Source organism: Collimonas fungivorans (genome assembly GCF_001584145.1).
Taxonomy (GTDB): domain Bacteria; phylum Pseudomonadota; class Gammaproteobacteria; order Burkholderiales; family Burkholderiaceae_D; genus Collimonas; species Collimonas fungivorans.
Window position 1 is genome coordinate 1,635,998 of record NZ_CP013232.1, and the last position, 24,479, is coordinate 1,660,476.

Genomic DNA, 24,479 nt, shown 5'->3' on the forward strand with positions numbered 1-24,479 from the left:
TTTTTCTATTTTGAATAAAGACACAGACCATGGAAAATGAATTACGGAATGAATTGCACTACGACGGCCGGGTGGCGATCGTCACCGGCGCCGGCAATGGCCTGGGACGGGTGCATGCCTTGCTGCTGGGAGCGCGCGGCGCCCACGTAGTGGTGAATGACCTGGGCGGAGACGTGCATGGCGGCGGCAAGTCCAGCGCCGCTGCCGACCAGGTGGTGGCGGAGATCAAGGCGGCCGGCGGCAGCGCGATCGCCAATTACGACTCGGTGGAAGACGGCCGCCAGATCGTGCAGACCGCGCTCGACCATTTCGGCGGCGTCGATATCGTGATCAACAATGCCGGCATCCTGCGCGACAGCAGTTTCGCCAAGATGAGCGCCGACGACTGGGACCTGATCTACCGCGTCCACGTGCTGGGCGCTTTCCGCGTCACCCATGCCGCCTGGCCGCACATGCGCAACAAAGGTTACGGCCGCATCGTCATGACCACTTCGGCGGCGGGCATCTACGGCAATTTCGGCCAGGCCAACTACAGCATGGCGAAGATGGGCCTGATCGGCATGGCGAATACGCTGGCGATCGAAGGCGCTGCCAAGAACGTGCTGGTCAACACCATCGCGCCGCTGGCCGGTTCGCGCATTTCGGAAACGGTGATGCCGCCACAGATGATGGAAGCGCTCAAGCCGGAGTTCGTGGCGCCGCTGGCGGCATACCTGTGTCACGAGAGCTGCAAGGAGAACGGCAGCTTGTTCGAGGTCGGTGCCGGCTTCCACGCCAAGCTGCGCTGGCAGCGCACGCAAGGCCATCATTTCCACGGACAGGCTTTCGGCCCTGAGCAGGTGGCCCAGCATTGGCAAGAGATTGTCGATTTCGACGACGTTACCTATCCAGGCAGCATAGGCGAATCGCTGATGTCCATCGTGCAGGACGTCGGCTCGCCCTTTGGCCAGGGCAAGCCATGATCCGCAATGGCTAATCCGCTGCTGTCCGGCATCCGGGTGCTCGACCTGACCCGTTTGCTGCCTGGTCCCTTTTGCAGCCTTTACCTGGCGCAGATGGGGGCCGAGGTGGTCAAGCTGGAAGAGCCGCAAGGCGGCGATTACGCGCGCATGCTGTCGCCTGAATTGTTCACCCTGGTCAATCGCGGCAAGAAATCGGTGACGCTGGATTTGCGGCAGCCGGAAGCGGTCGCCGTGCTGAAGGTCATGGTGGCGCAGGCCGATGTCCTGATCGAATCGTTCCGGCCCGGCGTGATGGACAAGCTGGGCTGCGGCTACCAGGAACTGAAGATCATCAATCCGCGCCTGGTCTACGCCGCGCTGACCGGTTACGGCCAGACCGGCCCCTACAAGGACCGCGCCGGCCATGACATGAATTACTGCGCCTACGCCGGCCTGCTGGACCAGAGCGGCGCCGCCGGCGGTCCGCCGGCGCTGTCGAATTTCCAGAGCGCCGACCTGGCCGGCGGCGCGCTGACCTGCGCCCTGGGCATCCTGGCGGCGGTGATAGGCGCCCGTGCCTCGGGCCATGGCACCATGGTCGACGTCGGCATGCTGGACGGCACGCTGGCACTGCAGGCGCTGTCGCTGGCAACTGTCCGCACCCTGGGCGCGAGCGCGGCGCGCGGCGGCGATATCTTGAGCGGCGGCCTGGCCAACTACAGCATTTACGCCTGCGCCGACGGCAAGCATGTGGCGATGGCGGCATTGGAGCCTAAATTTTTCCTGAATTTCTGCAAGGCCGTCGGCCGTCCCGACCTGGCGGCCTTGCCGCTGGCGCCAGGGCCGGATGGCGCAGCGCTGCGGAGCGCCCTGGAAGTATTATTCAAGGCCCGTTCGCGCGATGAATGGGAGTTGCTGCTGGCTGACCGCGACTGCTGCGTATCCGGCATCTATACCCCGCAGGAAGCGCTGGACAACCCGCAGGTCAAGGCCCGCGGCCTGGTGCGAATGGACGACGGCAAGCCGTTGCCGGACCTGCCGATCAAGTTCAGCGACGCTGCCGGCACGACTGGCGATTGCCCGGCATTGGGATCGGATACTTCCAGCGTTCTGACAGGATTGGGGTTTGGTACCGCGGCGCTGGCCGCACTGCGCGCAAGCGGCGCGATTTGAAGCAAGGCCATCCGACAGAATAAAAATATCGGCAAGCGGTTATCCAGAGCGATGGGCGAGGAGGCAATATGAACGGGCAAAAGAATCCGGTGCAAATGCTGTTGCAGTGGGCGTCGCAAAAACCTGACATGCCCTGGCTGTTCCAGCCGGTCGACGGCCAGTGGCAAGCCACTACCTGGGGCCTGGGCAGCGACCAGATCAGACGCATGGCGGCGGCGCTGAAGGCGATGGACTGGGAGCCCGGCAGCCGCATCTGCATCTCCGGGCGCAATACCGCGCACTGGATCATGGCCGACCTGGCGATCGCCATGGCCGGCCATGTCAGCGTCGGCATGTACCCGAAACAGGCGGCGGCCACCACACGTTATATCTTCGAACATAGCGAGGCCAAGGCCGTGTTCCTCGGCCCCATGCCGGACGCCGACGATTTCATGGGGGCGATTCCGGAATCGGTCCGCACCATCTCGTTTCCCTACCAGGAAGCGCTGGCGGGCCAGTTCAAGTGGGACGAACTGGTCGCGGCCAACCAGCCGATGGAGGACTATCAGGCGCCGTCGCAGGAGGCGCTGATGACCCTGATCTACACTTCCGGCACCACCGGCAATCCGAAGGGGGTGATGCTCAGTTACGGCAACGTATTGTTCGCGGTATACAGCATCATGGACCTGGCGCCGTCACCTACCCAGGAGCGCTATTTTTCATACATGCCGCTGGCGCACGCATTCGAGCGCTTTGCGATCGCCATTCCCAGCTGCTACAACGGCGGCGAAGTACATTTCCTGGAAAATGTCGACAAGATGGGCGAGCAGCTGGCGCAGGTGGCGCCGACCCGTTTTTTTGGCGTACCGCTGGTTTACAGCCGGATACAGAACGCCATCCTGCACAAGATGCCGCAGCGGAAGCTGGACCGGCTGATGGCGATTCCCCTGTTGAGGAACATCATCCGGCGCAAGATCCGCACCGCCGTCGGCCTGCAAAATACCCGCATTTGCCTGTCCGGCGCAGCGCCCATACCAGTGGCGCTGCTCGACTGGTACCGCCGCAACCTGGGGCTGGAAGTGCTGCAAGGTTATGCGCCTACCGAAGCCTCGGTCTATTCCAGCGCCTGCCTGCCGGGCAATAACCGCAGCGGCTCGGTCGGCAAGCCGCCGCCGAATGCGGGATTCAGATTGTCGGATGAAGGCGAAATCCTGTTCAAGCATCCGGGGCTGATGATGGGGTATTACAAAGACCCCGAGAGTACACGCGCTGCGTTCACCGCGGATGGTTACCTGCGCACTGGCGATAAAGGCAGGGTGGACCAGGACGGTTACCTGTATATTACCGGCCGTGTCAAAGACATCTTTAAAACCGCCAAGGGAAAATATGTGGCGCCCGCGCCTATCGAATGTTCGCTGGCGCGCAATACTGATCTGGAGAATCTGTTGTTCATCGGCAGCGGCATGAACCAGCCAGTGATGGCGGTGACCCTGACCGCAGCGGCGCGCAGCAAGCCGCGCGCCGAAGTGGAGCAGCAGCTGATCGCCGACATGGCGCTGGTCAACGCTACGCTGGAGCCACACGAAAAGATCGCCAAATGCGTGGTACTGAAAGAGGCCTGGAGTATAGACAACGGGCTGATGACGCCGACCATGAAAGTCAAGCGTGGCGAAGTGGAAAAACGCTACGCTGCGCTGATGGAGAAGGAACTGCAGATACGCAACGCGGTCGGATGGGAATGATAAGCTGCTTGCCTGCGCCGGCAAGCGATAGTACTGATTTTAAACAACCGGAGGAACAGCAATGACAGTCAACGACATCATCAAGCTCATGCCGTCGTGCCTGAACACCGTAGCGGCGGCAGGCATGAAAAGCAGCATCCAGTTCGATATTTCGAAACCGATGTACCTGCTGATCGACCATGGCACATGCACCGCGCACGAAGGCGTGGTCGATGCGCCGGATGTGGCGCTGACCATGGCCGACGAAGATTTGAAGGCCATGCTGAAAGGCGAACTCAACGGCGCCATGGCGTTCATGGGCGGCAAGCTGAAGCTGAAGGGCGACCTGATGCTGGCCCAGCGCATTCCTTCCCTGTTCGACGCCAGCAAGATCGGCTGAACCGCCTGCGGCTCTTCGTCGTCGCCGAGGAAGAGCCGCGGCCTGTCGTTAGCCCGCTATTCGAAACGTTTTCCTTGTTCCGCCATTTTCACCAGTATCGCCGCCGGCGCAAAATAACTGCCGAACTGCTCTGACAGCTGGTTCGCGCGCTGGACAAAATCGGCGACGCCGTAGGCATTGATGTATTGCAGGGCGCCGCCATGGAACGGTGCAAATCCCCAGCCGAAAATGCTGCCGATATTGGCGTCGGCTACTGTCAGCACCACCTGTTCCTCATAACATTTGGCAGCTTCGTTGGCTTGCACAAACATCAAACGCTCGATCAAGTCCTTTTGCGGCAGCTGCGTGGCTGCGAGCGGGAAGGCTTGCTGCAGGCCGGGCCACAGGTGCTTGCTTTCGTTTTCGGGATAATCATAAAATCCCTTGCCGGCTTTTTTCCCTTTGCGGTCCAGCTGGGTCACCATTTTTTCCAGCCCGGCATCGGCCGGATGGCCGGCGAAAGGCTTGCCGGCTTCAGCAAAATCCTTGCGCGTCTGTTGCAGGATATGCAGCGACAAGGACAGGCTGACTTCGTCGTGCACTGCCAGCGGGCCCACCGGCATGCCAGCCTGCAAACCGGCCATCTCGATGGCGCGCGGATGTTGGCCCTCCGTCAGCAGCTTCAAGCCTTCCATCACGTAGGTGCCGAATACGCGCGAGGTGTAGAAACCTCGCGAATCGTGGACTACGATCGGGGTTTTCTTGATCTGCTGTACGTAGTCGAAGCCGCGCGCCAGCGTCTGCTGGCTGGTCCGCTGGCCTACGATGATTTCGACCAGCGGCATCTTGTCCACCGGCGAGAAGAAATGCAGGCCGATGAAATTTTCCGGCCGCACGCTGGCTTGCGCCAGGCCGGTGATCGGCAGGGTAGAGGTGTTCGAGGCAAACACGGCGTCGGCGCTGATCAGCGCTTCGGTTTTGCGGGTGACTGTCGCTTTGATCTCGCGCTCTTCAAACACCGCCTCGATAACCAAGTCGCAGCTTGCCAGATCGTTGAAATCCACGGTTGGTCTGATGCGGTCCAGCAGGACTTGTTTGCCCTCCGCGGTTTGCTGCTTGCGCTTGATGGCCTTGTCGAGCAGCTTGCTGGAATAGTCCTTGCCGTTTTGCGCGGTTTCCAGGCTGTTGTCCAGCAACACAACTTCTATGCCGGCCTTGGCCGAGGCATAGGCGATGCCTGCGCCCATCATGCCGGCGCCGAGGATGCCGACCTTGCCGACTTTGGATGGCGCGATGCCTTCCGGGCGCGACTTGCCCTTGTTGATGGCGTTCAGCTGGAACCACAAGCTGCCGATCATGTTCTTGGCGACCGGTGACAAGGCGCAGTTGACGAAATAGCGCGATTCGATTTCGCAGCCGGTATCGAAATCGACGATGCCGCCTTCGAATACGCAGCTCATGATGTTGGTCGCCGCCGGATAATTGCCATGGGTCTTGGCGCTTGCCATGGACGGCGCGATCGCCCACAGCTGGCCGTTGCCCGGGCTGCGCGAGTCGCCGCCGGGCCAGCGGAATTTCTTGTCGTCCCACGGCTGTTTGGCCTTGGGATTGGCCAGACACCAAGCCTTGGCTTTGGCCAGCAAGTCCTCCTTGTCGCTCGCCAGTTCCTGGACGATGCCTTGCTGCAGCGCTTCTTCGGCGCGCAGCTCTTTGCCTTCCAACATCAGCTGCAGCGCGCCCTGGATGCCGATCATGCGCGGCAGGCGTTGCGTGCCGCCGCCGCCCGGCAGCAGGCCGAGCTTGACTTCCGGCAGGCCGAACTTGGCTTTCGGATTGTTGATGGCGATGCGGTGATGGCAGGCCAGCGCCAGCTCCAGTCCGCCGCCCAGCGCGGTGCCGTTCAGCGCGGCCACTACCGGCCGGCCGCATGATTCGAGGCGGCGCAGGAAACCTTTGAATTCCTGCACCAGGTCGAAGGCTGCTTGTGCATCGGTGATCTGGAACAGTTTTTCGATATCGGCGCCGGCCACGAAATCCGCCTTGCCCGAGGTGATGATGACGCCAGCGACGGCCGGGTCGGCTTCGATGGCGGCAATCGCTTCCATGAACGGCGCGGTCAGCGCTTCATTCAATACATTCATCGAACGCCCCGGCATGTCCAGGGTCAAGGTTACGATATTGTCGCTGTCTTTCTGAAAATTTACGCTCATGATCTGATCCAGTCTTCCAGTCTGTTAGACACGTTCAATGATGGTGGCGATGCCCATGCCGCCGCCCACGCACAGCGAGATCAGGGCAGTCTTCTTGCCGCTGCGCTCCAGTTCGTCGAGCGCGGTGCCGAGGATCATGGCGCCGGTTGCGCCCAGCGGATGGCCCATGGCGATCGAGCCGCCATTGACGTTGACCCGTTCCGGGTCGATCTCCAGGTCGCGCATGGCGCGCATCACCACTGCGGCAAACGCTTCATTGATTTCAAACAGGTCAATATCCTTGGCTGACATCTTGGCCTTGACCAGTGCCTTGCGCGCAGCCGGAGCGATGCCGGTCAGCATGATGGTCGGCTCCGAGCCGGTGACGGCAGTCGCCACGATCCTGGCGCGCGGCTTCAGGCCCAGTTTCTGGCCCATCTCCTTGCTGCCGACCAGCACCAGCGCAGCGCCGTCGACGATGCCGGAAGAATTGCCGGCATGGTGCACATGGTTGATCTTTTCGACAGTGGTGTACTTGCGCAGTGCAGTGGCGTCGAAACCCATCTGGCCGATTTGTTCGAAGGCGGGTTTCAGCGCAGCCAGGTTTTCGATAGTGGTTTGCGCGCGGATGTATTCGTCATGGTCCAGCACCACCAGGCCATTCAGGTCCTTGACCGCGACCAGCGATTTGCCGAAGCGGCCTTCGGCGCGGGCGCGCGCAGCTTTCTGCTGCGATTGCAGGGCAAAATTGTCGACGTCGCTACGCGAGAAATTTTCCAGCGTCGCGATCAGGTCGGCGCCTATGCCTTGCGGCGCGAAGCCGGTGACCTGGTTGACCCGCGGATCCATGAACCAGGCGCCGCCGTCCGAACCCATGGCCCAGCGCGACATGCTCTCGACGCCGCCGGCCACTACCAGCTGCTCCTGGCCGGACATGACTTTCATCGCCGCCAGGTTGACCGATTCCAGGCCCGAGGCGCAAAAGCGCGATTGTGTCACGCCCGCCACCGACTGGTCCCAGCCGGCATACAGCACCGCGGTGCGGGCGATATCGGCGCCTTGCTCGCCGACCGGCGTCACGCAGCCGAGCACGACGTCGTCGACCTGCGAAGTATCGAGGCGGTTGCGCTGCTCCAGCGCCTGCAGCAGCTGGGCCAGCAGGCTGACCGGCGTTACCTGGTGCAGGCTGCCGTCTTTTTTGCCCTTGCCGCGCGGGGTCCGCACGGAATCGAAAATATAGGCTTCAGTCATAGCGTCTCCGGCTTGTATGTTCTAGTAATTAAAATTACACTTAGCTTGCTGCTGATTCATCCTGAATGCCCACTGTAGTTAAAGCAGTGGCCGGCGTCAATTGGTAAGCCACTCTAAATCCGAGCGGAAATTGATTGTCGTATTGGTAGTAATATTAATTACACATATGGTAAAACCATAACAAAATTTATGGCTTCGGAAAAACAGAAAATCATATTGGACCGCGCCTTGCTCAAGCCCTTGATCAGGCAGAGGATAGAAAACGCCGTGCTGGACCTGTTTTCAGAACGCGAATTCCATAGCGTCGCCTACGGTGAGATCGCCAGCGCCGCCAGCGTCTCCCTGCAAACCATCTATAAATACTACGGCAGCAAGGAAGCATTGTTGTTTGCCTGCCTGGAAACCTGGCTAGGCACGCTGGCTTCGCGCATGCTCGATCACCTGCAAGGCATCGAGAGCTGCCAGGACAAACTGCGCAAGGTGTTCTGGGTAGTGCTGGATTTTTTCGACCGCAACCCCAAGGTCAGCCAGCTCATCATGAGTTCGCTGCAGATCAGCGCATGGGGGCGCGACCGTACTTTCCGCCAGCCGGAAATGATGGAAGTGCTGATGAAGACCCTGACCGACGGCAGGGCGCAAGGCGTGCTGACCGATGAAGTGGATGAAAAAATCCTGCTGGACTATTTCATCGGCATCCTGGAAAGGCTGGTGCACATGCACACCATGCGCGGCGAAAAAGAGCCGCTGGCGTTGCAGGCGAATGCGCTGTTCAGGATGTTGTGGCGGGCGATCGCGAAGCCTGAGCAACTTTAGCCGATTTGGCTTGCAGATAAAAAAAATAGCGCCGGCGGTAAGCGGCGCTATTTTTGCAATGTCGATAAAGTGTTTATCGATATTTACGAATTTGCTTATGCGAAATTCTTCGAAGCAAATTCCCAGTTCGCCAATGCCCAGAATGCTTCCAGGTATTTTGGACGGGCGTTGCGGTAGTCGATGTAGTAAGCATGTTCCCAGACGTCGACAGTAATCAGCGGCTTGGCGTCGGTGGTCAGCGGAGTGGCTGCATTCGAAGTCGACACCAGGCCGAGCGAACCGTCAGCATTCTTCACCAGCCATGCCCAGCCGGAGCCGAAAGTGCCGACTGCGGTCTTGGTCAGTTCAGTCTTGAAATTGTCGAACGAACCCCATTTTGCATTGATCGCATCTGCCAATGCGCCGGTTGGTGCGCCGCCACCTTGTGGCGAAAGGCTGTGCCAGTAGAACGTATGGTTCCAGATCTGCGCCGCATTGTTGAAAATGCCGCCGGACGATTTCTTGACGATTTCTTCCAGGGTAGCGTTTTCGAATTCTGTGCCCGGAACCAGGTTGTTCAGGTTGGTCACATAAGTCTGGTGATGCTTACCATAGTGGAATTCCAAGGTTTCCTTGGAGATGTGCGGAGCCAGTGCGTCCAGATCGTACGGGAGAGGCGGGAGTGTGTGTGCCATGGTGCGTCCTTTCTATAGTTTTATTGGAATTACAAAGAAGCTGTTGCCTATACATCTAGTGCCGTGAACAGATTCTGGAGAGAGCTATTGTAAAGCGCTTAGCTATTCCATGCAGCATGCTTGCGCTTTTATTCGATCCGCTATGTGACTTGCATCACAAAAAAACATCCGTTCAATCCAGCGTCGCCTGCACGCTGTCTATGCCGACCTGGGCGCTGCCTTCGGCCAGCTGCACGGTGATCACGTGGCGCGGCTGCAGCGCCTGCGGCGTCCGGATCACATGGCCCTTGGCGTCCGAAACGATGGCGTAGCCGCGTTCCAGCGTGCGTTGCGGATTCAGCAGTTCCAGCTGCGCATTGAGCGCTGCCAATGCCTGGCGGCGATCGCGGTTTTGCGCCGCCAGCGCGCCGTTGAGGCGTCGGCCCTGTTCCAGCAGCGCGATGCGCGGTGCAATCGTGCTGGGCATTTGCGCGGCCCAGCGGGTGCGCAAGTTCAGCAGCGCGTGACGCGATTGCGTCAACGGAATACGGGTGGCGTGCAGCAGCCTGGTTTGCAGGCTTTGCAGCTTGACCCGCTCGTGGGCGATGGTGGTGGCCGGGCTGCTCAGGCGCCGGCTCAGCCAATCCAGGGTCTGGCTGGTTTCAGCCAGCCGCCGGCGCAGGGCGCGGGTCAGGTCGTCAGCATGCGTCTCTAGCGTCGCCAGCCATTCGGCGCGTGGCACTGTCGCCAGTTCGGCGGCGGCGGTCGGGGTGGCGGCGCGCAGGTCGGCGGCAAAATCGGCAATCGTGAAGTCGGTTTCATGGCCGACCCCGGAAATCACCGGCATGGGCGCGGCGACGATGGCGCGCGCTACCGCTTCGTCATTGAACGACCATAAATCTTCGATGCTGCCGCCGCCGCGGCACACCAGCAGCAGATCGCATTCGGCGCGCGCGGCAGCGGTATTGATGGCGCGCGCGATTTTCTCCGCCGCGCCGTCGCCCTGGACCGGGGTCGGATAAAGGATCACGCGCACATGCGGCGCACGCCGCGCCAGGGCGCTCAGGATATCGCGCAGCGCCGCCGCCTGCAGGCTGGTGACGATGCCTATGGTGCGGGCGAATGGCGGCAGCGGCCGTTTGCGGGCCGGATCGAACAAGCCTTCCGCATTGAGTTTTTCTTTCAGGCGCAAGAACGCTTCGTACAGGTTGCCGACGCCGGCGCGCCGGATCGCTTCGACGTTGAGCTGGTAGTCGCCGCGCGCAGCGTACAGCGTCACCAGCGCCCGCACTTCCACCTTGTCGCCGTCGCGCGGGGTGAAACCTGCATGCTGGGCGCGGCCCTTGAACATCACGCCGCGCACTTGCGCCGTATCGTCTTTCAAGGTGAAGTACCAGTGGCCGGAAGCGTAGCTTTTGAAATTCGATATCTCGCCTGCCACCCAGGCCAGCGGGAAGCTGCGTTCCAGCAAACGCGCCACGGCTTGATTCAAGGCGGAAACCGTCAGTACTGGCGGTCCGCTGGAACGGAGGTCGGTGTCGCTGGAGAAATTCATACGGGCTTTCCGGGGTTCTTTATTGGCGCGTGATTTGCTGGAGTTTGCCATTGTAAAGCACGGTCGCTGATCATCAATGGAAAAGCGAAACAAATCAAAGGCTTGCCCGGATTGCAGTGTGCTTGCGCACAAGCTTATCCACAAATTCTGTGGGTAACTGTGGATGAGCCGAGGCTTGTGGATATCCATGGGTGGGATCATGGCAAAGCGGCTACAAAAGATCCGTCGAAATCGTCATCGCCCTCCGTAAACCGCTGTTTGAGGTGCCTTTGCACCTGCCGCCAACAGTTGTGAAAAGGCGTTTCCAATCAAGGACTTCTCGTGAATCCAGTGCGCTTGTGCACAAAGTTATCCCCAAAAACTGTGGAGAACTTTGCTGGTGTGGCGTCCGACGATACTGCACGTTTTTCATGCAGCGCCAAAAAAACCTTTCAAATCATCGGCTTAAGTTTCGAGTTAAGTACTTGTCCACAATCTTGTTCACATAATATGTGTGGAACTCTGCATTGAAGGCGCCGGGTCCGGTGTCAGGCTTTTTTTATCCAGCCGTTATGTGCAGTCCAGGATTCGAACAAGCCGGGCCAGGCACGCGGCTGGCTATCCGGTTTCCCCAGCCCCCAGCCATGTCCGCCATCCTGGAACACATGCATTTCCGCCGGGATCTGCGCGGCCTTGAGCGCATTGAACATCAGCAGGCTGTTCTGGATCGGCGCAATCGGATCGTCCGCAGCCTGCGCCAGGAAGGTCGGCGGCATGCCGCTGGTAACGTGCCGTTCCACCGAGAATTCTTCGCTGGCTGCAAGATCCGGGTTTTTGCCGATGATTTCACGGCGCGAACGCGTGTTGTCGTAGGGTGGCATGAAGGTGAGCACAGGATAGATCAATCCGGCGAAATCGGGGCGCGCGGAAAATTGATCGGCCGCATCGATGGCCTGGTAGCGCCGGGCATCCGGTTCTGCCGCCGTGGTTCCCGCCAGATGGCCGCCGGCGGAAAAGCCGAGTATCCCGATGCGGTTGGTCGCCAGTTCATATTTCGGCGCCAGTGCCCGGATCAGGCGCATGGCGCGCTGGCCATCCTGGAACGGCGCAATGTTTGACCAGCCTTCGCCGGGCAAACGATAGACCAGTTCGAATACGGTGACGCCAAGCGATTGCAGCCACTGGGCTGCCGGGATGCTTTCGCTTCCTCGTTCGATATGCCCATAACCGCCGCCGGCAATCACCAGTACAGCGCTGCCGTCAGGCCGTTCGGGACGATAGACCACCAGGCGCGGACGGGAGATGTTGGTGACCGAGCCTTTGGCATTGGTCCGTTCCGGTCCGTCGGGGCCATTGCCTCCAGGCGGTTTGGACCAGAGCGGGATCTCATGTTGTTCCGCGGATGAGGATGCGGCGTAAAGCACGCGCGGGGCGATCAGCGCCGATGCTCCCAGCACGCCCATTCCTAACAAGGTCCGCCGTTTTATGTTGTCCATGTCAAAGTCCCGTTGAAATTGCCGATGTGATTACGCCACTGATAATAAGAGGGCGGCAGGTCAATGTAAAATATAATAAAAACGGCATCTCCATACTTTATATGTATCGCTGTAGTGCATTGAGGGCATCATGGAATTGAGGCATTTGCGTTATTTTGTGATTGTTGCCGAGGAGGGGAATTTCACGCGTGCGGCGAAACGGTTGAACATGCAGCAGCCCCCGCTCAGCCAGCAGATCCGCATGCTGGAGACCGAATTGGGATTTGCGCTGTTCCACCGGCATCCGAAAGGCGTCGACCTCAGCATCGGCGGCGAGGTGTTTTTGCACGAGGCGAAGGCTATCCTGGCAAATGTCGCCCAGGGCGCGCAGCGTGCGGTGCGTGCGGCAAGCGGGATCGAAGGCATCATTTCGGTAGGGTTCACCAGCTCGGCTGCGGCGCATCCCTTGATCCCAGAGATCCTGCGGGCGCACCGCGCGGCAAAGCCCGGCGTCGCCGTCAAATTCAGCGAAGGCAATGCGGCGGAACTGACCAGCGCGATCGCCTCGGGAAAGCTTGACCTCGGCTTCCTGCGCATGCCGGTCAGCCGTCCTCCCGGTTTGGCGTTCCACCGTCTGCTTGACGAAGAAATGCTGCTGGTCCTGCCCGTCGGACATGCGCTTTTGCAAAAGCGGCCAAAAAAGGGCATGCCGGCAATTTCCCTGAAGTCATTGCGCGACGAACAGTTCATCATGGTCCGCAACCCGGGAGCTACCGGCATGTATTCCAATTTTATCGATGCCTGCGTGCGCGCCGGATTCTCGCCCAAGATCGCTGTCGAAGTCGACCGCATGCTGACCAATATCTGCCTGGTTGCCTCAGGTGTTGGTATTTCCGTTGTGCCGGCATCCATGAATGGCTTCCACACCGACCAGGTGGCGTATTGCCGCCTGCTTGAAAGCGGCGGCGGATTCAGCGCGCCGTTGACCTTGGTGTGCCGGCAGACGGACACGCTGCCGGCCGTGCAACATTTTCTTGCGGAGGCCGGCCGTTTCGCCAAGGCGGATGGATAAAATTTGCACGTTTTTCAAGCAGCGCAAAAAAATCCTTTGAAATCATGGACTTCGCATCCGAGTCCGGCACTTGTCCACAATCTTGTTCACATAAAATGTGTGGAACTTGCAGTGTCGCTTAGCCGCGGTCAAATTAAGCGTAAAAATTTCCGTCCCGCAACGCTTGTCGCCCTTGCTCACAAGCCTTCAACAAGTTACATTCTGCATCCATGCTGATGAACCCCTCATCCGCATTTGCCGATATTGAATGCGATTTCACCAAGGAGTTTCTTTTGTTTGCCATTATTCAAGCTGCGGGCTGGCCGATCTGGCTGTTGCTGATTGCCTCCATCATTGCCACCGCATTGATTATCGAACGTCTGGTTTACCTGCGCCGGCCGCGCATCCTGCCGCCGCAGCTGCTGCAGGAAGTGATACGGGTTTATCACAACGGCAAGGTCAATAAGGAAGTCCTGACCAACCTGGAAACCAATTCGCCGCTGGGCCGGGTGCTGGCTGCCGGCCTGCGCAACGTCGATGCGCCGCGCGACCTGATGAAAGAGTCGATCGAAGAAGCTGGCCAGGCTACCGCCCATGAACTGGAGCGGTTCCTGACTACGCTCGGCACGATTGCCTCGCTGGCGCCGCTGATGGGCTTGTTCGGCACCGTGGTCGGCATGATTGAAATCTTTGGCGCGACCAACGGCGCCGGCGCCGACCCTGCGCAGCTGGGCCACGGCATTTCGGTAGCCTTGTACAACACCGGCTTCGGCCTGGCGATCGCCATGCCGGCGCTGATTTTCTACCGCCATTTCCGCGCGCTGGTCGATGGCTTCGTGGTTGACATGGAGCAGCAGGCTGTAAAATTTGTCGATACCGTTCACGGCGCACGCAAATGAACTTCCGCAAAGGCAAGGGTCGCGACGACCCGGAAATCAACCTGATTCCGTTTATCGACGTCTTGCTGGTAATCGTCATTTTCCTGATGGTGACCACCAGCTACAGCAAATTCACCGCGCTGCAAATCACCTTGCCGACGGCTGACGCCGACAAGGCAGTGGTGCAGCCGCAGGAGATCAACGTCGCTGTCAGTCCGCAAGGGCAGTACGCGGTCAACAATGTCCAGGTATCGTCCAAGGATGCGGCATCGCTGGCGCTCGACCTGAAGAATGCGGTGCAGGCCGACGGCGCCAAGGGCGACCCTGTGGTGATCATCAACGCCGATGCCATGGCTACTCACCAGACCGTGATCAATGTACTGGAAGCGGCGCGCCTGGCTGGTTTCGACAAGATCACGTTTGCTGCCCAGACTAGTGGCCACAAATAAATCTTCGCTGGAATCGGTCCTGAGCGCTGCCTGGCAGCGGCGCGGTTTGCTGGCATGTCTGCTATGGCCGCTGTCGCTGTTGTTCGGGCTGGTGGCGGCACTGCGCCGCCGTCTGTACGCGGCCGGCTGGCAGGCCAGCACGCGCCTGCCGGTGCCGGTGATCGTGGTCGGCAACATCTTTGTCGGCGGCACCGGCAAGACGCCGCTGACGATCTGGCTGGTGCAGGCGCTGCGCCAGGCCGGTTACGTGCCGGGCGTGATCTCGCGCGGTTATGCCGCGCAGTCCGGCGACGGCCAGCCAGCCGTGCAACATGTAAATGCGGCATCGCTGGCGGCCGAAGCAGGCGACGAGCCTTTGCTGATCGCCGCCCGCGCGCAATGTCCAGTGGTAGTGGGCCGCAACCGGGTGGCTGCCGCCGAAGCGCTGCTGCAGGCGCACCCCGAAGTCAACCTGATCCTGTCGGACGACGGTCTGCAGCACTACCGTTTGCAGCGCGACATCGAAATCGTGCTGTTCGACGCACGCGGCGCCGGCAACGGCTGGCTGCTGCCGGCCGGGCCGCTGCGCGAACCGGCCAGCCGCCGCCGCGACTTTACCGTGGTGAATGCGGCAACCATGCCGGCTGCCATGCCGGCCTCGGCGATCCGCATGCAGCTGGTGGGTGAGCAGGCCGAGCAGCTGGGCGACCCGAGCCGGACCAGGCCGCTGGCCAGCCTGCAAGACCCGGGCTTGCGGCTTGCCGCCGCCGCCGGCATCGGCAATCCGCAGCGGTTTTTTTCGATGCTGACGGCGGCCGGATTGCGCTTCGAAGCGCTGGCTTTGCCTGATCATCATGATTTTTCCGACAACCCGTTTGCAGCACTCCAGGCCGAGATCATCCTGATAACTGAAAAGGATGCAGTAAAATGTCGGCAAATAGACAGCATCAGGAACGATCCGCGCATCTGGGTGGTTCCGGTGACGGCGCAGATCGACGCCGTGTTGTCTCGTCAAATACATCAAATTCTGGAGAAGCTCCGTGGACACCCGACTGCTTGACATCCTCGTTTGCCCGATCTGCAAAGGTCCGCTGCATTACGACAAAAAAGCCCAGGAACTGATTTGCTCTGCCGACAAGCTGGCTTACCCGGTGCGCGACGGCATCCCTATCATGTGGGCCGACCAGGCGCGCGACCTGAGCAGCCCGGCCGCGCCGGCTGCAACTCCTGCGGCGTAGGCGGCGTTTATCGTGAGCGTGAGCGTGAGCAAGCCTTTCACCGTCATCATCCCGGCGCGGCTGGCGTCTACCCGGCTGCCTAACAAGCCGCTGGCCGATATCGGCGGCAAGCCGATGATCGTGCGCACCGCCGAGCGTGCTGCACTGTCCGGTGCGGCGCAGGTCATCGTGGCGACCGATCATGCGGATATTCTGGCGGCCTGCGCCCGGCACGGCATCGCCGCGCGCCTGACGCGCGCCGACCATCCGTCCGGCACCGACCGCATTGCCGAAGTGGCGGCGGCGCTGGGCCTGGCGACGGACGCCGTGGTGGTGAACGTGCAGGGCGACGAACCGATGATCGAGCCTGAGCTGATCGCCGCTACCGCGGCGCAGATCAGCGGCGAGGTGCCGATGGCAACCGCGGCGCACGCGATCGACTCGGCGGCCGATGCCTTCAATCCGAATGTGGTCAAGGTGGTCCTGAACCAGGCCGGGCGCGCGCTGTATTTTTCGCGGGCGACGATTCCGTGGCACCGCGACGGCTTTGCGCCGCCGTTTGCACCGCCGCGCCAGGATTTGCCGGCGGCCTATGTGCCGTTGCGCCATATCGGCCTGTACGCGTACAGCAATGGTTTTTTGCAAACCTACCCGACGCTGGCGGTGTCGCCGCTGGAACAGATCGAGGCGCTGGAGCAGCTGCGGGTGCTGTGGCACGGTTACCCGATTGCGGTGCATATTGCGCCGGCGGCGCCGGCAGTGGGCGTGGATACGCCGGAAGACCTGGAGCGGGTAAGACGTTTTTTCAGCGCTCTATAAAGAGCGAAAGTGTCGCGCAAGTGCTTGGAAATTATCGTTGAACCAACAGAAATAGTGCCGCGGACTGGCTGTTTGGTAAAATTGTATGGTAAGTTTCATGCAAAGATAGCGTGATGTAAATAAAGCATATCGGAGACGTCGCAGCAAATCCAGCAACCTTTGGGTGCGCCGTCGCCACAATCAATTCACAAACTCACCTTAGGACTTTAACATGCGCCTCATCCTTTTAGGAGCGCCTGGTGCCGGTAAAGGCACGCAAGCGACTTTCATTAAAGAGAAATTCAACATTCCGCAGATTTCCACCGGCGACATGTTGCGCGCAGCAGTCAAGGCCGGCACTCCGCTCGGTATCGAAGCGAAGAAGGTGATGGACGCAGGCGGCCTGGTCTCCGACGACATCATCATCGGCCTGGTCAAGGACCGGCTGAAGCAGTCGGATTGCGCCAACGGCTACCTGTTCGACGGTTTCCCGCGCACCATTCCGCAGGCCGACGCCATGAAGGACGCCGGCGTGAAGATCGACTATGTGCTGGAAATCGACGTTCCCGACAGCGCCATCATCGAACGCATGAGCGGCCGCCGCGTGCATCTGTCGTCCGGCCGCACCTACCATGCCAAGTTCAATCCGCCCAAGGTGGCAGGCAAGGACGACATCACCGGAGAAGACCTGATCCAGCGCGACGACGACAAGGAAGAAACCGTCAAGAAGCGGCTGTCGGTGTATCACGAACAGACCGAGGTGCTGGTCAATTACTACGGCGACTGGGCCAAGGCCGGCCTGCCGGGTGCTCCCAAATACCGCAAGATCGCCGGCGTCGGTCCGGTTGAGCAAATACGCGACAGCGCGTTTGCTGCGTTGGAAGCATAAAGAAAAGCGGACTTCGGTCCGCTTTTTCTTTTGATCAACAAAATAATTTAGAATTCATCAGGGATCTATCAGCCGCAAACCAGCCCAGGCGCCTCTCCGAAAATAAAAGGGCAGCGAAAAGAAATGCATTACGCAGTATTGGCCGGCAGCCACCCATTTGGGAAACATGGCCGCAGGTGAAATGGTGTAGTTGTCTTACTTTGTCGTGAAGCCGTAACAAAAACTGGAGGAGTCAACATGGCATTAAGTCTATGGTTTGCCGTCGCTTGCGGCATCATTGCCGTCATCTATGGGCTAGTCTCGCGCAGCTGGATATTGAAGCAGGATCCTGGAAACGCACGCATGCAGGAAATCGCCGCCGCAATCCAGCAGGGAGCGGCGGCCTACCTGGCGCGCCAGTACCGCACCATCGCCATCGTCGGCGTGGTGCTGTTCATCATTATCGCGATACTGCCTGGGCTGGGCCTGGTGACAGCAGCCGGTTTCCTGGTCGGCGCGGTGCTGTCGGGAGCGTGCGGCTTCATAGGCATGAATGTCTCGGTGCGCGCCAACGTGCGCACGGCGCAGGCTGCGACCAAGGGCATGGGGCCGGCGCTCGACGTTGCTTTCCGCGGCGGCGCCATTACCGGCATGCTGGTGGTCGGGCTGGGGCTGCTCGGCGTGACTCTATTCTTCCTGTGGCTCCTGGCGTTCGCCGGGCCTTCCGGACTCTCTCTGCATGACATCATCCGGCCCTTGATCGGACTGGCGTTCGGCGCCTCCCTGATTTCGATTTTCGCGCGTCTCGGCGGCGGCATTTTCACCAAGGGCGCCGACGTCGGCGCCGACCTGGTGGGCAAGGTGGAAGCCGGCATCCCGGAGGACGATCCGCGCAATCCGGCGGTGATCGCCGATAACGTCGGCGACAATGTCGGCGACTGCGCCGGCATGGCGGCCGACCTGTTCGAAACCTATGTGGTGACGTTGATCGCCACCATGCTGCTGGGTTCCTTGCTGATCCACGGCGCCGAGCTGCAGGCGGTGCTGTATCCGCTGGCCCTGGGCGGCGTGTCTATCCTGGCTTCCATCGTCGGCTGTTCCATGGTCAAGGCCAAGCCGGGCAAGAAAATCATGTCGGCCTTGTACACCGGCTTGTGGTGGGCGGCGATCCTGAGCCTGATCGGCTTTGTCGTGGTGACCTGGCTGATCCTGCCTGAACCGATGCGGGTGCCGATGATGGGTTCGGCCGTGATCGGCATCGTGCTGACCGGCCTGATGGTCTACATCACCGAGTATTACACCGGCACCGATTTCAAGCCGGTGCGGCATATTGCGCAAGCTTCCACTACCGGCCACGGCACCAACATCATCGCCGGCCTCGGCGTTTCGATGAAGTCGACCGCGTATCCGGTGCTGGCGGTATGCGTCGCCATCCTCGCCTCTTACTGGCTGGGCGGCTTGTACGGCATTGCGATTGCGGCTACCGCCATGCTGTCGATGGCCGGCATCATTGTCGCGCTGGACGCCTATGGTCCGATCACCGACAACGCCGGCGGCATCGCCGAGATGTCGGGCCTGCCTGATTCGGTGCGAGCGATCACCGATCCGCTGGATGCGGTCGGCAACACCACCAAGGCAGTCACCAAGGGTTACGCCATCGGTTCGGCCGGCCTGGCGGCGCTGGTGCTGTTCGCCGACTACACCCATGCTCTCGATTCGGTCGGCAAAAGCACGGTGTTCGATTTGTCGAACCCGCTGGTGATCGTCGGCCTGTTCATCGGCGGCCTGATTCCCTACCTGTTCGGCGCGATGGCGATGGAAGCAGTCGGCCGCGCTGCCGGTGCGGTAGTGGTCGAAGTACGCCGTCAGTTCCGCGACATCAAAGGCATCATGGATGGCACCGGCAAGCCGGAGTACGACAAGGCGGTCGACATGCTGACTTCATCGGCCATCAAGGAAATGATCGTGCCGTCGCTGCTGCCGGTGGTGGTGCCGATCGTGGTCGGCCTGCTGCTTGGACCGGCGGCCTTGGGCGGCTTGTTGATGGGGACCATCGTGACCGGTTTGTTCGTGGCGATTTCGATGACCACCGGCGGCGGCGCCTGGGACAACGCCAAGAAATATATTGAAGACGGCAACCATGGCGGCAAGGGTTCGGAAGCGCACAAGGCGGCGGTGACCGGCGACACCGTCGGCGACCCCTACAAGGATACCGCGGGGCCGGCTGTCAATCCGCTGATCAAGATCATCAATATCGTGGCTTTGCTGCTGGTGCCCTTGCTGCCGGCTTCCGGCATGCAGCAGGCGGCGGCAGGCCGCGAGGTGGTGCTGGTGCCTGTGCCGGTGACTGCCACGGCGACCGAGATCGTGGTCAACAACGGCGCTGCCGCAACCACTGCGCCGGCAGCAGCTCCGGCGTCTTCGCCCGCGACTGTCATCTATTTTGAATCCGGCAAGGCCGATGCGCCAGGCGATACCGCTGAAAAACTGGCGGCCGTGGTCGACGCGGCGAAAGCCAAGGCCGGCTCCAAGATCGTGATCAGCGGTTTCCACGACACCACCGGCGATCCGGCCAAGAATGAGGAAATTTCCAAGGAACGCGCCAAGAGCGTGAAAGCGATCCTGCTGATCGCCGGGGTGGCGGAAGACGCCATCGTGTTGGAAAAACCCCAGGTGACGACCGGCAGCGGCGACAACGCCCAGGCGCGGCGGGTCGAAGTCAGCGTCCACTAGCCGTTTGGCGAAGAGCGAGGGAGCGGCAGGCGCGGCCTGCCGCTCCCTTTTTTTCAGCAGCGTTCTACACGAATTTCCTCTCCCTGTTACTCTTTATATCCATGGAGACAAAACACAAAACAGGCCTCATCCTGACCGGCGGCGGCGCCCGTGCGGCTTACCAGGTCGGCGTGATGGATGCGGTGGCGTCGATCTTGCGCGAGCATGGCTGGGCGCCGGAACAGAATCCCTTCGCCATCATTTGCGGCACCTCTGCCGGCGCCATCAACGCTACGGCGCTGGCGTGCCGGGTCGAGAACTTCGGCCAGGGCGTGCAAAAACTGATGGATGTCTGGGAGCACTTCACCGTAGAGCAGGTGTATCGCGCCGATTCGCTCGGCGTGCTGCGTTCGGGCGCGCGCTGGCTGTCGCTGCTGTCGTTCGGCTGGCTGCTGCGCAAATGGCATGCGCATCCGCCCAATTCGCTGCTCGACAATACGCCGCTGATTACCTTGCTGCACCGGCTGCTGGACCTGGAGCGACTGGATGCGGCCCTGGTCAACGGCAGCCTCGAGGCGCTGGCGATCACCGCTTCCTCATACAGCGGCGGCCAGCACATCACGTTTTACCAGAGCGCCATCGAAATCCAGGGCTGGACCCGCAGCCAGCGGCGCGCGGTCAGGGACCAGATCAATGTCGGCCATTTGCTGGCGTCGTCGGCGATTCCTTTCATCTTCCCGGCGATCCCGATCTACTGCGACGGCCGCCGCGAATATTTCGGCGACGGCTCGATGCGGCAATTGGCGCCGATTTCTCCGGCGATCCACCTGGGCGCCAGCAAAGTGCTGGTGGTGGGAGCGGGGCGCCGCCAGGAAGCGCCGACCGATGCCCCGGTGTTTGCCCGTTATCCCAGCCTGGCGCAGATCGCCAGCCATGCCTTGTCCAGCATTTTCCTGGACGGGCTGGCGGTGGATATCGAACGGCTGGAACGCATCAACCATACGCTTTCTTTCCTGACCGAAGAACAGCGCCAGCGCACGCCGCTGAAACCGGTGGAAATGCTGATCATTTCGCCGTCGGAACAAATCGACGATATTGCTACCAAGCACTTCGGCAGCTTACCGATGCCGATCCGCACTTTGCTCGGCGGCCTTGGCGCCAAGGATGCGCGCGGCGGCGGCCTCGCATCTTACCTGCTGTTCGAGTCGGGTTATACCCGCGAGCTGATACGCATGGGCCAGAAAGATACGCTGGCGCGCCGGGACGAAGTAGCTGCTTTCTTCGGCCCCAGCCCGGACGCGCAGCAAAAAACTGCGAACTTGTGATTGGTAAATATTGTCAAATATTGCAACACTTGCTGCCAGGGCAAGGATACGGGTTGATTCGTTTTCATCAACACGTTACCCTACGGTATCAGAACCATAAAATATTAAATTTATGAAAAGCCACGCAACCCGGCGCCATTTCCCTGGTCTAAGTTCCGATTTCGCGGCTGATACCGTTGTTGCAACCGCTGTTGCAATCGCACGCAACGGAGTCTTGCTGCTGCTCGGTTTGTTGTTGTCTTTTCAAGTATTTGCTAGGGAATCCCTGTCGCAGGATGTGGTTCCGTTGGCCCAGTTGCCGCAGGAAGCGCAGGCGACGCTGGTATTGATCAAGCAAGGCGGGCCGTTCCCGTATGCCAAGGATGGCGTGGTATTCGGCAATTATGAAGGGATGCTGCCCAGGCAGCGGCGCGGGTATTACCATGAATTCACGGTGAAAACCCCGCGCGCGCGCAACCGCGGCGCACGCCGGATCATCGCTGGCGGCAATCCGCAGACTTCGGGTGAGTATTACTACACTGATAATCATTATCAAACATTCAGGCGCATCCAGGAGTGACCGAGAAGAGTGAATGAGATACAACAACAGCAATCCATCATCATTGCTCTAGCTGAGGGAAAAATGAGTTTGTTTAAAACCGTACCGCCAAATGTAGTGCAGTCCATCCGCGCCTTCCGTGTGACCGACCTGCAGGCGGAAGCCAACCGCCTGGGGCAGCATTTCCTGTATGCCTATTGCGCGGAAGCAACGACTAAACAGCAAGTACTGGCGAATATTGCCCACGCCTTTCATTTTCCCAAGCATTTCGGCAAGAATTTCGACGCCCTGGCCGATTGCCTGACCGACCTGGCCCACAAATCCGGCCCGCAGCCGGGGTTTATTGTGGTGATCGAACAACTGCCGAATACCCCCAAGTTTGACAAGGAAGCACGGGAAACCCTGCTTGACGTATTCCGCGACAGCGCCGATTTCTGGGCCGACAAGAAAGTAGCTTTCCGCGTTTTTTATTCATTCCAGTAACAATGTCTTAATCAAAATTACCGCTGTTTTTAATCAAAAACGGCATTGCAACGGGTACAATGCGCGCCATGAGAAGCATTGTTATCCTGATTTCCGGGCGTGGCAGCAACATGCAAGCCATCGTCCGCGCCGCTCAAACCGAACAATGGCCTGCCAGAATCGCCGCGATTGTCAGCAACCGGGCCGATGCCGAGGGTTTGAAATTTGCTGCTGCCCAAGGCATTCCAACGGCAGTGGTAGCGAATAAAGACTATCCTGACCGTGAACAGTTCGACGCCGCCTTACGCGTAGTGATCGATGGATTTGCGCCCGACTTGGTGGTGCTGGCAGGTTTCATGCGGATCTTGACCGCGCCGTTTGTCGAACATTACGCCGGCCGCATGATGAATATCCATCCTTCGCTGCTGCCGAGCTTTACCGGCATGGCGACCCATCGGCAGGCGCTGCAGGCCGGCGTCAAGGTGCATGGCGTGACCGTGCATTTCGTCACGCCGACGCTGGATCACGGTCCGATCGTGGCGCAGGTCGCGGTGCCGGTGCTGGAGGACGATACCGAACAGTCGCTGGAGCAGCGCGTGCTGATCGAAGAGCATCAGCTATACCCGCGCGCAGTGCGCTGGTTTGTCGAAAATCGCTTGAGCATCGAGGATGGCCGAGTGCATAACAATGCGGCTCAGCACGAACGCTAAGACAGTCGTTTGGCTGGCCCCGGCACCATCAACAGATTAAAAAGATTTTTATGAAAGATTCATTATGAGATTGCCTCCCGCGATCGTCGGTCACACCGAAGAAGTTTTGCGCGAAATTCTACGTTTCACCGGTCCTGCCGACGGTACCTTGTCGCGTTATTTCCGCGATCATCCAAAGCTGGGTTCGCGCGAACGCGGCGTGGTGGCCGAAGCAGTATACGGGTTGCTGCGCAACAAGGCGATCTACACCAGCTTTGCCGAATCCGGCAACGGCCCGACCATGCGCCGCATGACGCTGCTGGGCCTGGCCGACGCGGTCAGCATCGAGTCGCTGGGCGGCTTGTCGGACGAAGAAACCGAATGGCTGAAACGGGTCGCCGAAATCGACCGCAACCTGATGCCGCCGCTGATGCGTTCCAACCTGCCGCAATGGCTGTTCGACAAGCTGGTGGCGCGCGACGGTGAAGCAGCCACTTTGCAGCTGGCGCATGCGATGAACCAGCCGGCGCCGCTCGACCTGCGTGTCAATTCGCTCAAGGCCAACCGCGAAGAAGTCATTACCGCCCTGGCTGAAGCGCCTATCCTGTGCGAGCCGACTCCGTATGCGCCGCTGGGTTTGCGCGTCATCAAGAAACCGACCCTGCAAAACCTGCCGCTGTTCAAGAGCGGCGCGATCGAAGTACAGGACGAAGGCAGCCAGTTGCTGGCGCAGATCGTCGGCGCCAAGCGCGGCGAGATGGTGGTCGATTTCTGCGCCGGCGCCGGCGGCAAGACGCTGGCCCTGGGCGCCACCATGCGCAATACCGGCCGCCTGTACGCATTCGACGTCTCCGAGAAGCGCCTGGCGAAACTCAAGCCGCGCATGGCGCGCAGCGGTTTATCGAACATCCATCCGGTCCTGATTGCGCACGAAAACGACGGCAAGGTCAAACGCCTGGCCGGCAAGATCGACCGCGTGCTGGTCGATGCACCATGCAGCGGCCTCGGCACGCTGCGCCGCAATCCGGACGTCAAATGGCGGCAGACGCCGGAAGCGATCGCCGAGATGAACGTCAAGCAGATCGCGATCCTGTCCAGCGCTGCGCGGCTGGTCAAGTCCGGCGGCCGTCTGGTGTACGGCACCTGCAGCTTGCTGGATGAAGAAAACGAAGCGATTGCCGCGCAGTTCCTGGCCAGCCACGAAGATTTTTCGCTGCTGCCGATGAAAGACGTGTTGGCCGAGCAAAAGATTGAACTGGAGATGGGCGATTATCTCAAACTGCTGCCGCACCAGCACCAGACCGATGGTTTTTTTGCCGCGGTATTCGTGCGCAAAGCAGCAGGCGGCTCGCCTGACAAGGATAAGCGCGAGGACGTTGCGCCGTAAGAAGCGCTGTAAGAATCG

23 protein-coding genes are annotated in these 24,479 nt (G+C 60.3%); 18 read left to right on the forward strand and 5 right to left on the reverse strand.

From position 1 onward, the window contains the following. Positions 1 to 29: 29 nt before the first annotated feature. The 4 genes from CFter6_RS07040 to CFter6_RS07055 all read left to right on the forward strand — a co-directional run bounded on the left by CFter6_RS07040 (position 30) and on the right by CFter6_RS07055 (position 4,214). Positions 30 to 962 carry an SDR family oxidoreductase gene (locus CFter6_RS07040; protein WP_061539327.1) on the forward strand — a complete coding sequence of 311 codons (933 nt, stop codon included), beginning with the start codon at positions 30 to 32 and terminating at the stop codon, positions 960 to 962. A gap of 6 nt (positions 963 to 968) precedes the next feature. Beyond that, positions 969 to 2,114, forward strand: a complete 1,146-nt coding sequence (locus CFter6_RS07045; RefSeq protein ID WP_061539328.1) for a CaiB/BaiF CoA transferase family protein — start codon at positions 969 to 971, stop codon at positions 2,112 to 2,114. 68 nt (positions 2,115 to 2,182) lie between these two features. Then, positions 2,183 to 3,835, forward strand: a complete 1,653-nt coding sequence (locus tag CFter6_RS07050) for an AMP-binding protein (RefSeq protein ID WP_061539329.1) — start codon at positions 2,183 to 2,185, stop codon at positions 3,833 to 3,835. A gap of 61 nt (positions 3,836 to 3,896) precedes the next feature. Further along, positions 3,897 to 4,214, forward strand: coding sequence for an SCP2 sterol-binding domain-containing protein (locus CFter6_RS07055; RefSeq protein WP_061539330.1), 318 nt, complete (start codon positions 3,897 to 3,899; stop codon positions 4,212 to 4,214). A 56-nt stretch (positions 4,215 to 4,270) separates the two neighbouring features. On the opposite strand, the gene CFter6_RS07060 is transcribed toward CFter6_RS07055, so the two are convergent. Both CFter6_RS07060 and CFter6_RS07065 read right to left on the reverse strand, forming a co-directional pair. Further along, positions 4,271 to 6,403 (reverse strand): 3-hydroxyacyl-CoA dehydrogenase NAD-binding domain-containing protein, encoded by a 2,133-nt coding sequence (locus CFter6_RS07060; protein ID WP_061539331.1) that lies wholly within the window; start codon positions 6,401 to 6,403, stop codon positions 4,271 to 4,273. Positions 6,404 to 6,427: 24 nt separating this feature from the next. Next, on the reverse strand, positions 6,428 to 7,633 hold the full coding sequence (locus CFter6_RS07065) for an acetyl-CoA C-acetyltransferase (protein WP_061539332.1): 1,206 nt from the start codon (positions 7,631 to 7,633) through the stop codon (positions 6,428 to 6,430). A gap of 189 nt (positions 7,634 to 7,822) precedes the next feature. Between CFter6_RS07065 and CFter6_RS07070 the strand changes: the two genes are divergently transcribed. Continuing rightward, positions 7,823 to 8,446, forward strand: a complete 624-nt coding sequence (locus CFter6_RS07070; RefSeq protein WP_061539333.1) for a TetR/AcrR family transcriptional regulator — start codon at positions 7,823 to 7,825, stop codon at positions 8,444 to 8,446. 95 nt (positions 8,447 to 8,541) lie between these two features. On the opposite strand, the gene sodB is transcribed toward CFter6_RS07070, so the two are convergent. The 3 genes from sodB to CFter6_RS07085 all read right to left on the reverse strand — a co-directional run bounded on the left by sodB (position 8,542) and on the right by CFter6_RS07085 (position 12,129). Continuing rightward, positions 8,542 to 9,120: a superoxide dismutase [Fe] gene (gene sodB, locus CFter6_RS07075; RefSeq protein ID WP_061539334.1), complete on the reverse strand. Its 579-nt coding sequence runs from the start codon at positions 9,118 to 9,120 to the stop codon at positions 8,542 to 8,544. Between the two features lie 172 nt (positions 9,121 to 9,292). Then, on the reverse strand, positions 9,293 to 10,654 hold the full coding sequence (gene xseA, locus CFter6_RS07080; protein ID WP_061539335.1) for an exodeoxyribonuclease VII large subunit: 1,362 nt from the start codon (positions 10,652 to 10,654) through the stop codon (positions 9,293 to 9,295). A 527-nt stretch (positions 10,655 to 11,181) separates the two neighbouring features. Next, a complete protein-coding gene (locus tag CFter6_RS07085) occupies positions 11,182 to 12,129 on the reverse strand; it encodes an alpha/beta hydrolase (RefSeq protein WP_061539336.1) in 948 nt (315 codons plus the stop codon). A gap of 130 nt (positions 12,130 to 12,259) precedes the next feature. On the opposite strand from CFter6_RS07085, the gene CFter6_RS07090 reads away from it, so the two are divergent. The 13 genes from CFter6_RS07090 to CFter6_RS07150 all read left to right on the forward strand — a co-directional run bounded on the left by CFter6_RS07090 (position 12,260) and on the right by CFter6_RS07150 (position 24,461). Beyond that, positions 12,260 to 13,180: a LysR family transcriptional regulator gene (locus CFter6_RS07090; RefSeq protein WP_061539337.1), complete on the forward strand. Its 921-nt coding sequence runs from the start codon at positions 12,260 to 12,262 to the stop codon at positions 13,178 to 13,180. Positions 13,181 to 13,452: 272 nt separating this feature from the next. Beyond that, positions 13,453 to 14,058, forward strand: a complete 606-nt coding sequence (locus tag CFter6_RS07095) for a MotA/TolQ/ExbB proton channel family protein (RefSeq protein WP_061542249.1) — start codon at positions 13,453 to 13,455, stop codon at positions 14,056 to 14,058. After that, positions 14,055 to 14,486, forward strand: coding sequence for an ExbD/TolR family protein (locus CFter6_RS07100; protein ID WP_061539338.1), 432 nt, complete (start codon positions 14,055 to 14,057; stop codon positions 14,484 to 14,486). The genes CFter6_RS07095 and CFter6_RS07100 overlap by 4 nt, the downstream gene beginning before the upstream one ends. Further along, a complete protein-coding gene (gene lpxK, locus CFter6_RS07105) occupies positions 14,473 to 15,525 on the forward strand; it encodes a tetraacyldisaccharide 4'-kinase (RefSeq protein WP_205631449.1) in 1,053 nt (350 codons plus the stop codon). The genes CFter6_RS07100 and lpxK overlap by 14 nt, the downstream gene beginning before the upstream one ends. Then, positions 15,506 to 15,703 (forward strand): Trm112 family protein, encoded by a 198-nt coding sequence (locus CFter6_RS07110; protein ID WP_061539340.1) that lies wholly within the window; start codon positions 15,506 to 15,508, stop codon positions 15,701 to 15,703. The genes lpxK and CFter6_RS07110 overlap by 20 nt, the downstream gene beginning before the upstream one ends. Before the next feature lie 18 nt (positions 15,704 to 15,721). Continuing rightward, positions 15,722 to 16,501, forward strand: coding sequence for a 3-deoxy-manno-octulosonate cytidylyltransferase (gene kdsB, locus CFter6_RS07115; protein ID WP_061539341.1), 780 nt, complete (start codon positions 15,722 to 15,724; stop codon positions 16,499 to 16,501). Positions 16,502 to 16,712: 211 nt separating this feature from the next. Next, positions 16,713 to 17,369, forward strand: coding sequence for an adenylate kinase (gene adk / locus CFter6_RS07120; protein ID WP_061539342.1), 657 nt, complete (start codon positions 16,713 to 16,715; stop codon positions 17,367 to 17,369). A 237-nt stretch (positions 17,370 to 17,606) separates the two neighbouring features. Further along, positions 17,607 to 20,081 carry a sodium-translocating pyrophosphatase gene (locus CFter6_RS07125; protein WP_061539343.1) on the forward strand — a complete coding sequence of 825 codons (2,475 nt, stop codon included), beginning with the start codon at positions 17,607 to 17,609 and terminating at the stop codon, positions 20,079 to 20,081. A 101-nt stretch (positions 20,082 to 20,182) separates the two neighbouring features. Continuing rightward, the gene (locus CFter6_RS07130) at positions 20,183 to 21,385 is read left to right on the forward strand and encodes a patatin-like phospholipase family protein (protein ID WP_061539344.1); all 1,203 of its coding nucleotides are present in this window, start codon (positions 20,183 to 20,185) and stop codon (positions 21,383 to 21,385) included. Positions 21,386 to 21,497: 112 nt separating this feature from the next. Beyond that, entirely contained in the window at positions 21,498 to 21,944 is a 447-nt protein-coding gene (locus CFter6_RS07135) for a ribonuclease (RefSeq protein WP_082814645.1), read from the forward strand. Positions 21,945 to 22,007: 63 nt separating this feature from the next. Beyond that, the gene (locus CFter6_RS07140; RefSeq protein ID WP_061539345.1) at positions 22,008 to 22,406 is read left to right on the forward strand and encodes a barstar family protein; all 399 of its coding nucleotides are present in this window, start codon (positions 22,008 to 22,010) and stop codon (positions 22,404 to 22,406) included. A gap of 59 nt (positions 22,407 to 22,465) precedes the next feature. After that, the gene (gene purN / locus CFter6_RS07145; RefSeq protein WP_061539346.1) at positions 22,466 to 23,095 is read left to right on the forward strand and encodes a phosphoribosylglycinamide formyltransferase; all 630 of its coding nucleotides are present in this window, start codon (positions 22,466 to 22,468) and stop codon (positions 23,093 to 23,095) included. A 64-nt stretch (positions 23,096 to 23,159) separates the two neighbouring features. Then, complete coding sequence (locus tag CFter6_RS07150; RefSeq protein WP_061539347.1) at positions 23,160 to 24,461, forward strand: RsmB/NOP family class I SAM-dependent RNA methyltransferase; 1,302 nt, start codon at positions 23,160 to 23,162, stop codon at positions 24,459 to 24,461. Positions 24,462 to 24,479: the final 18 nt, after the last annotated feature.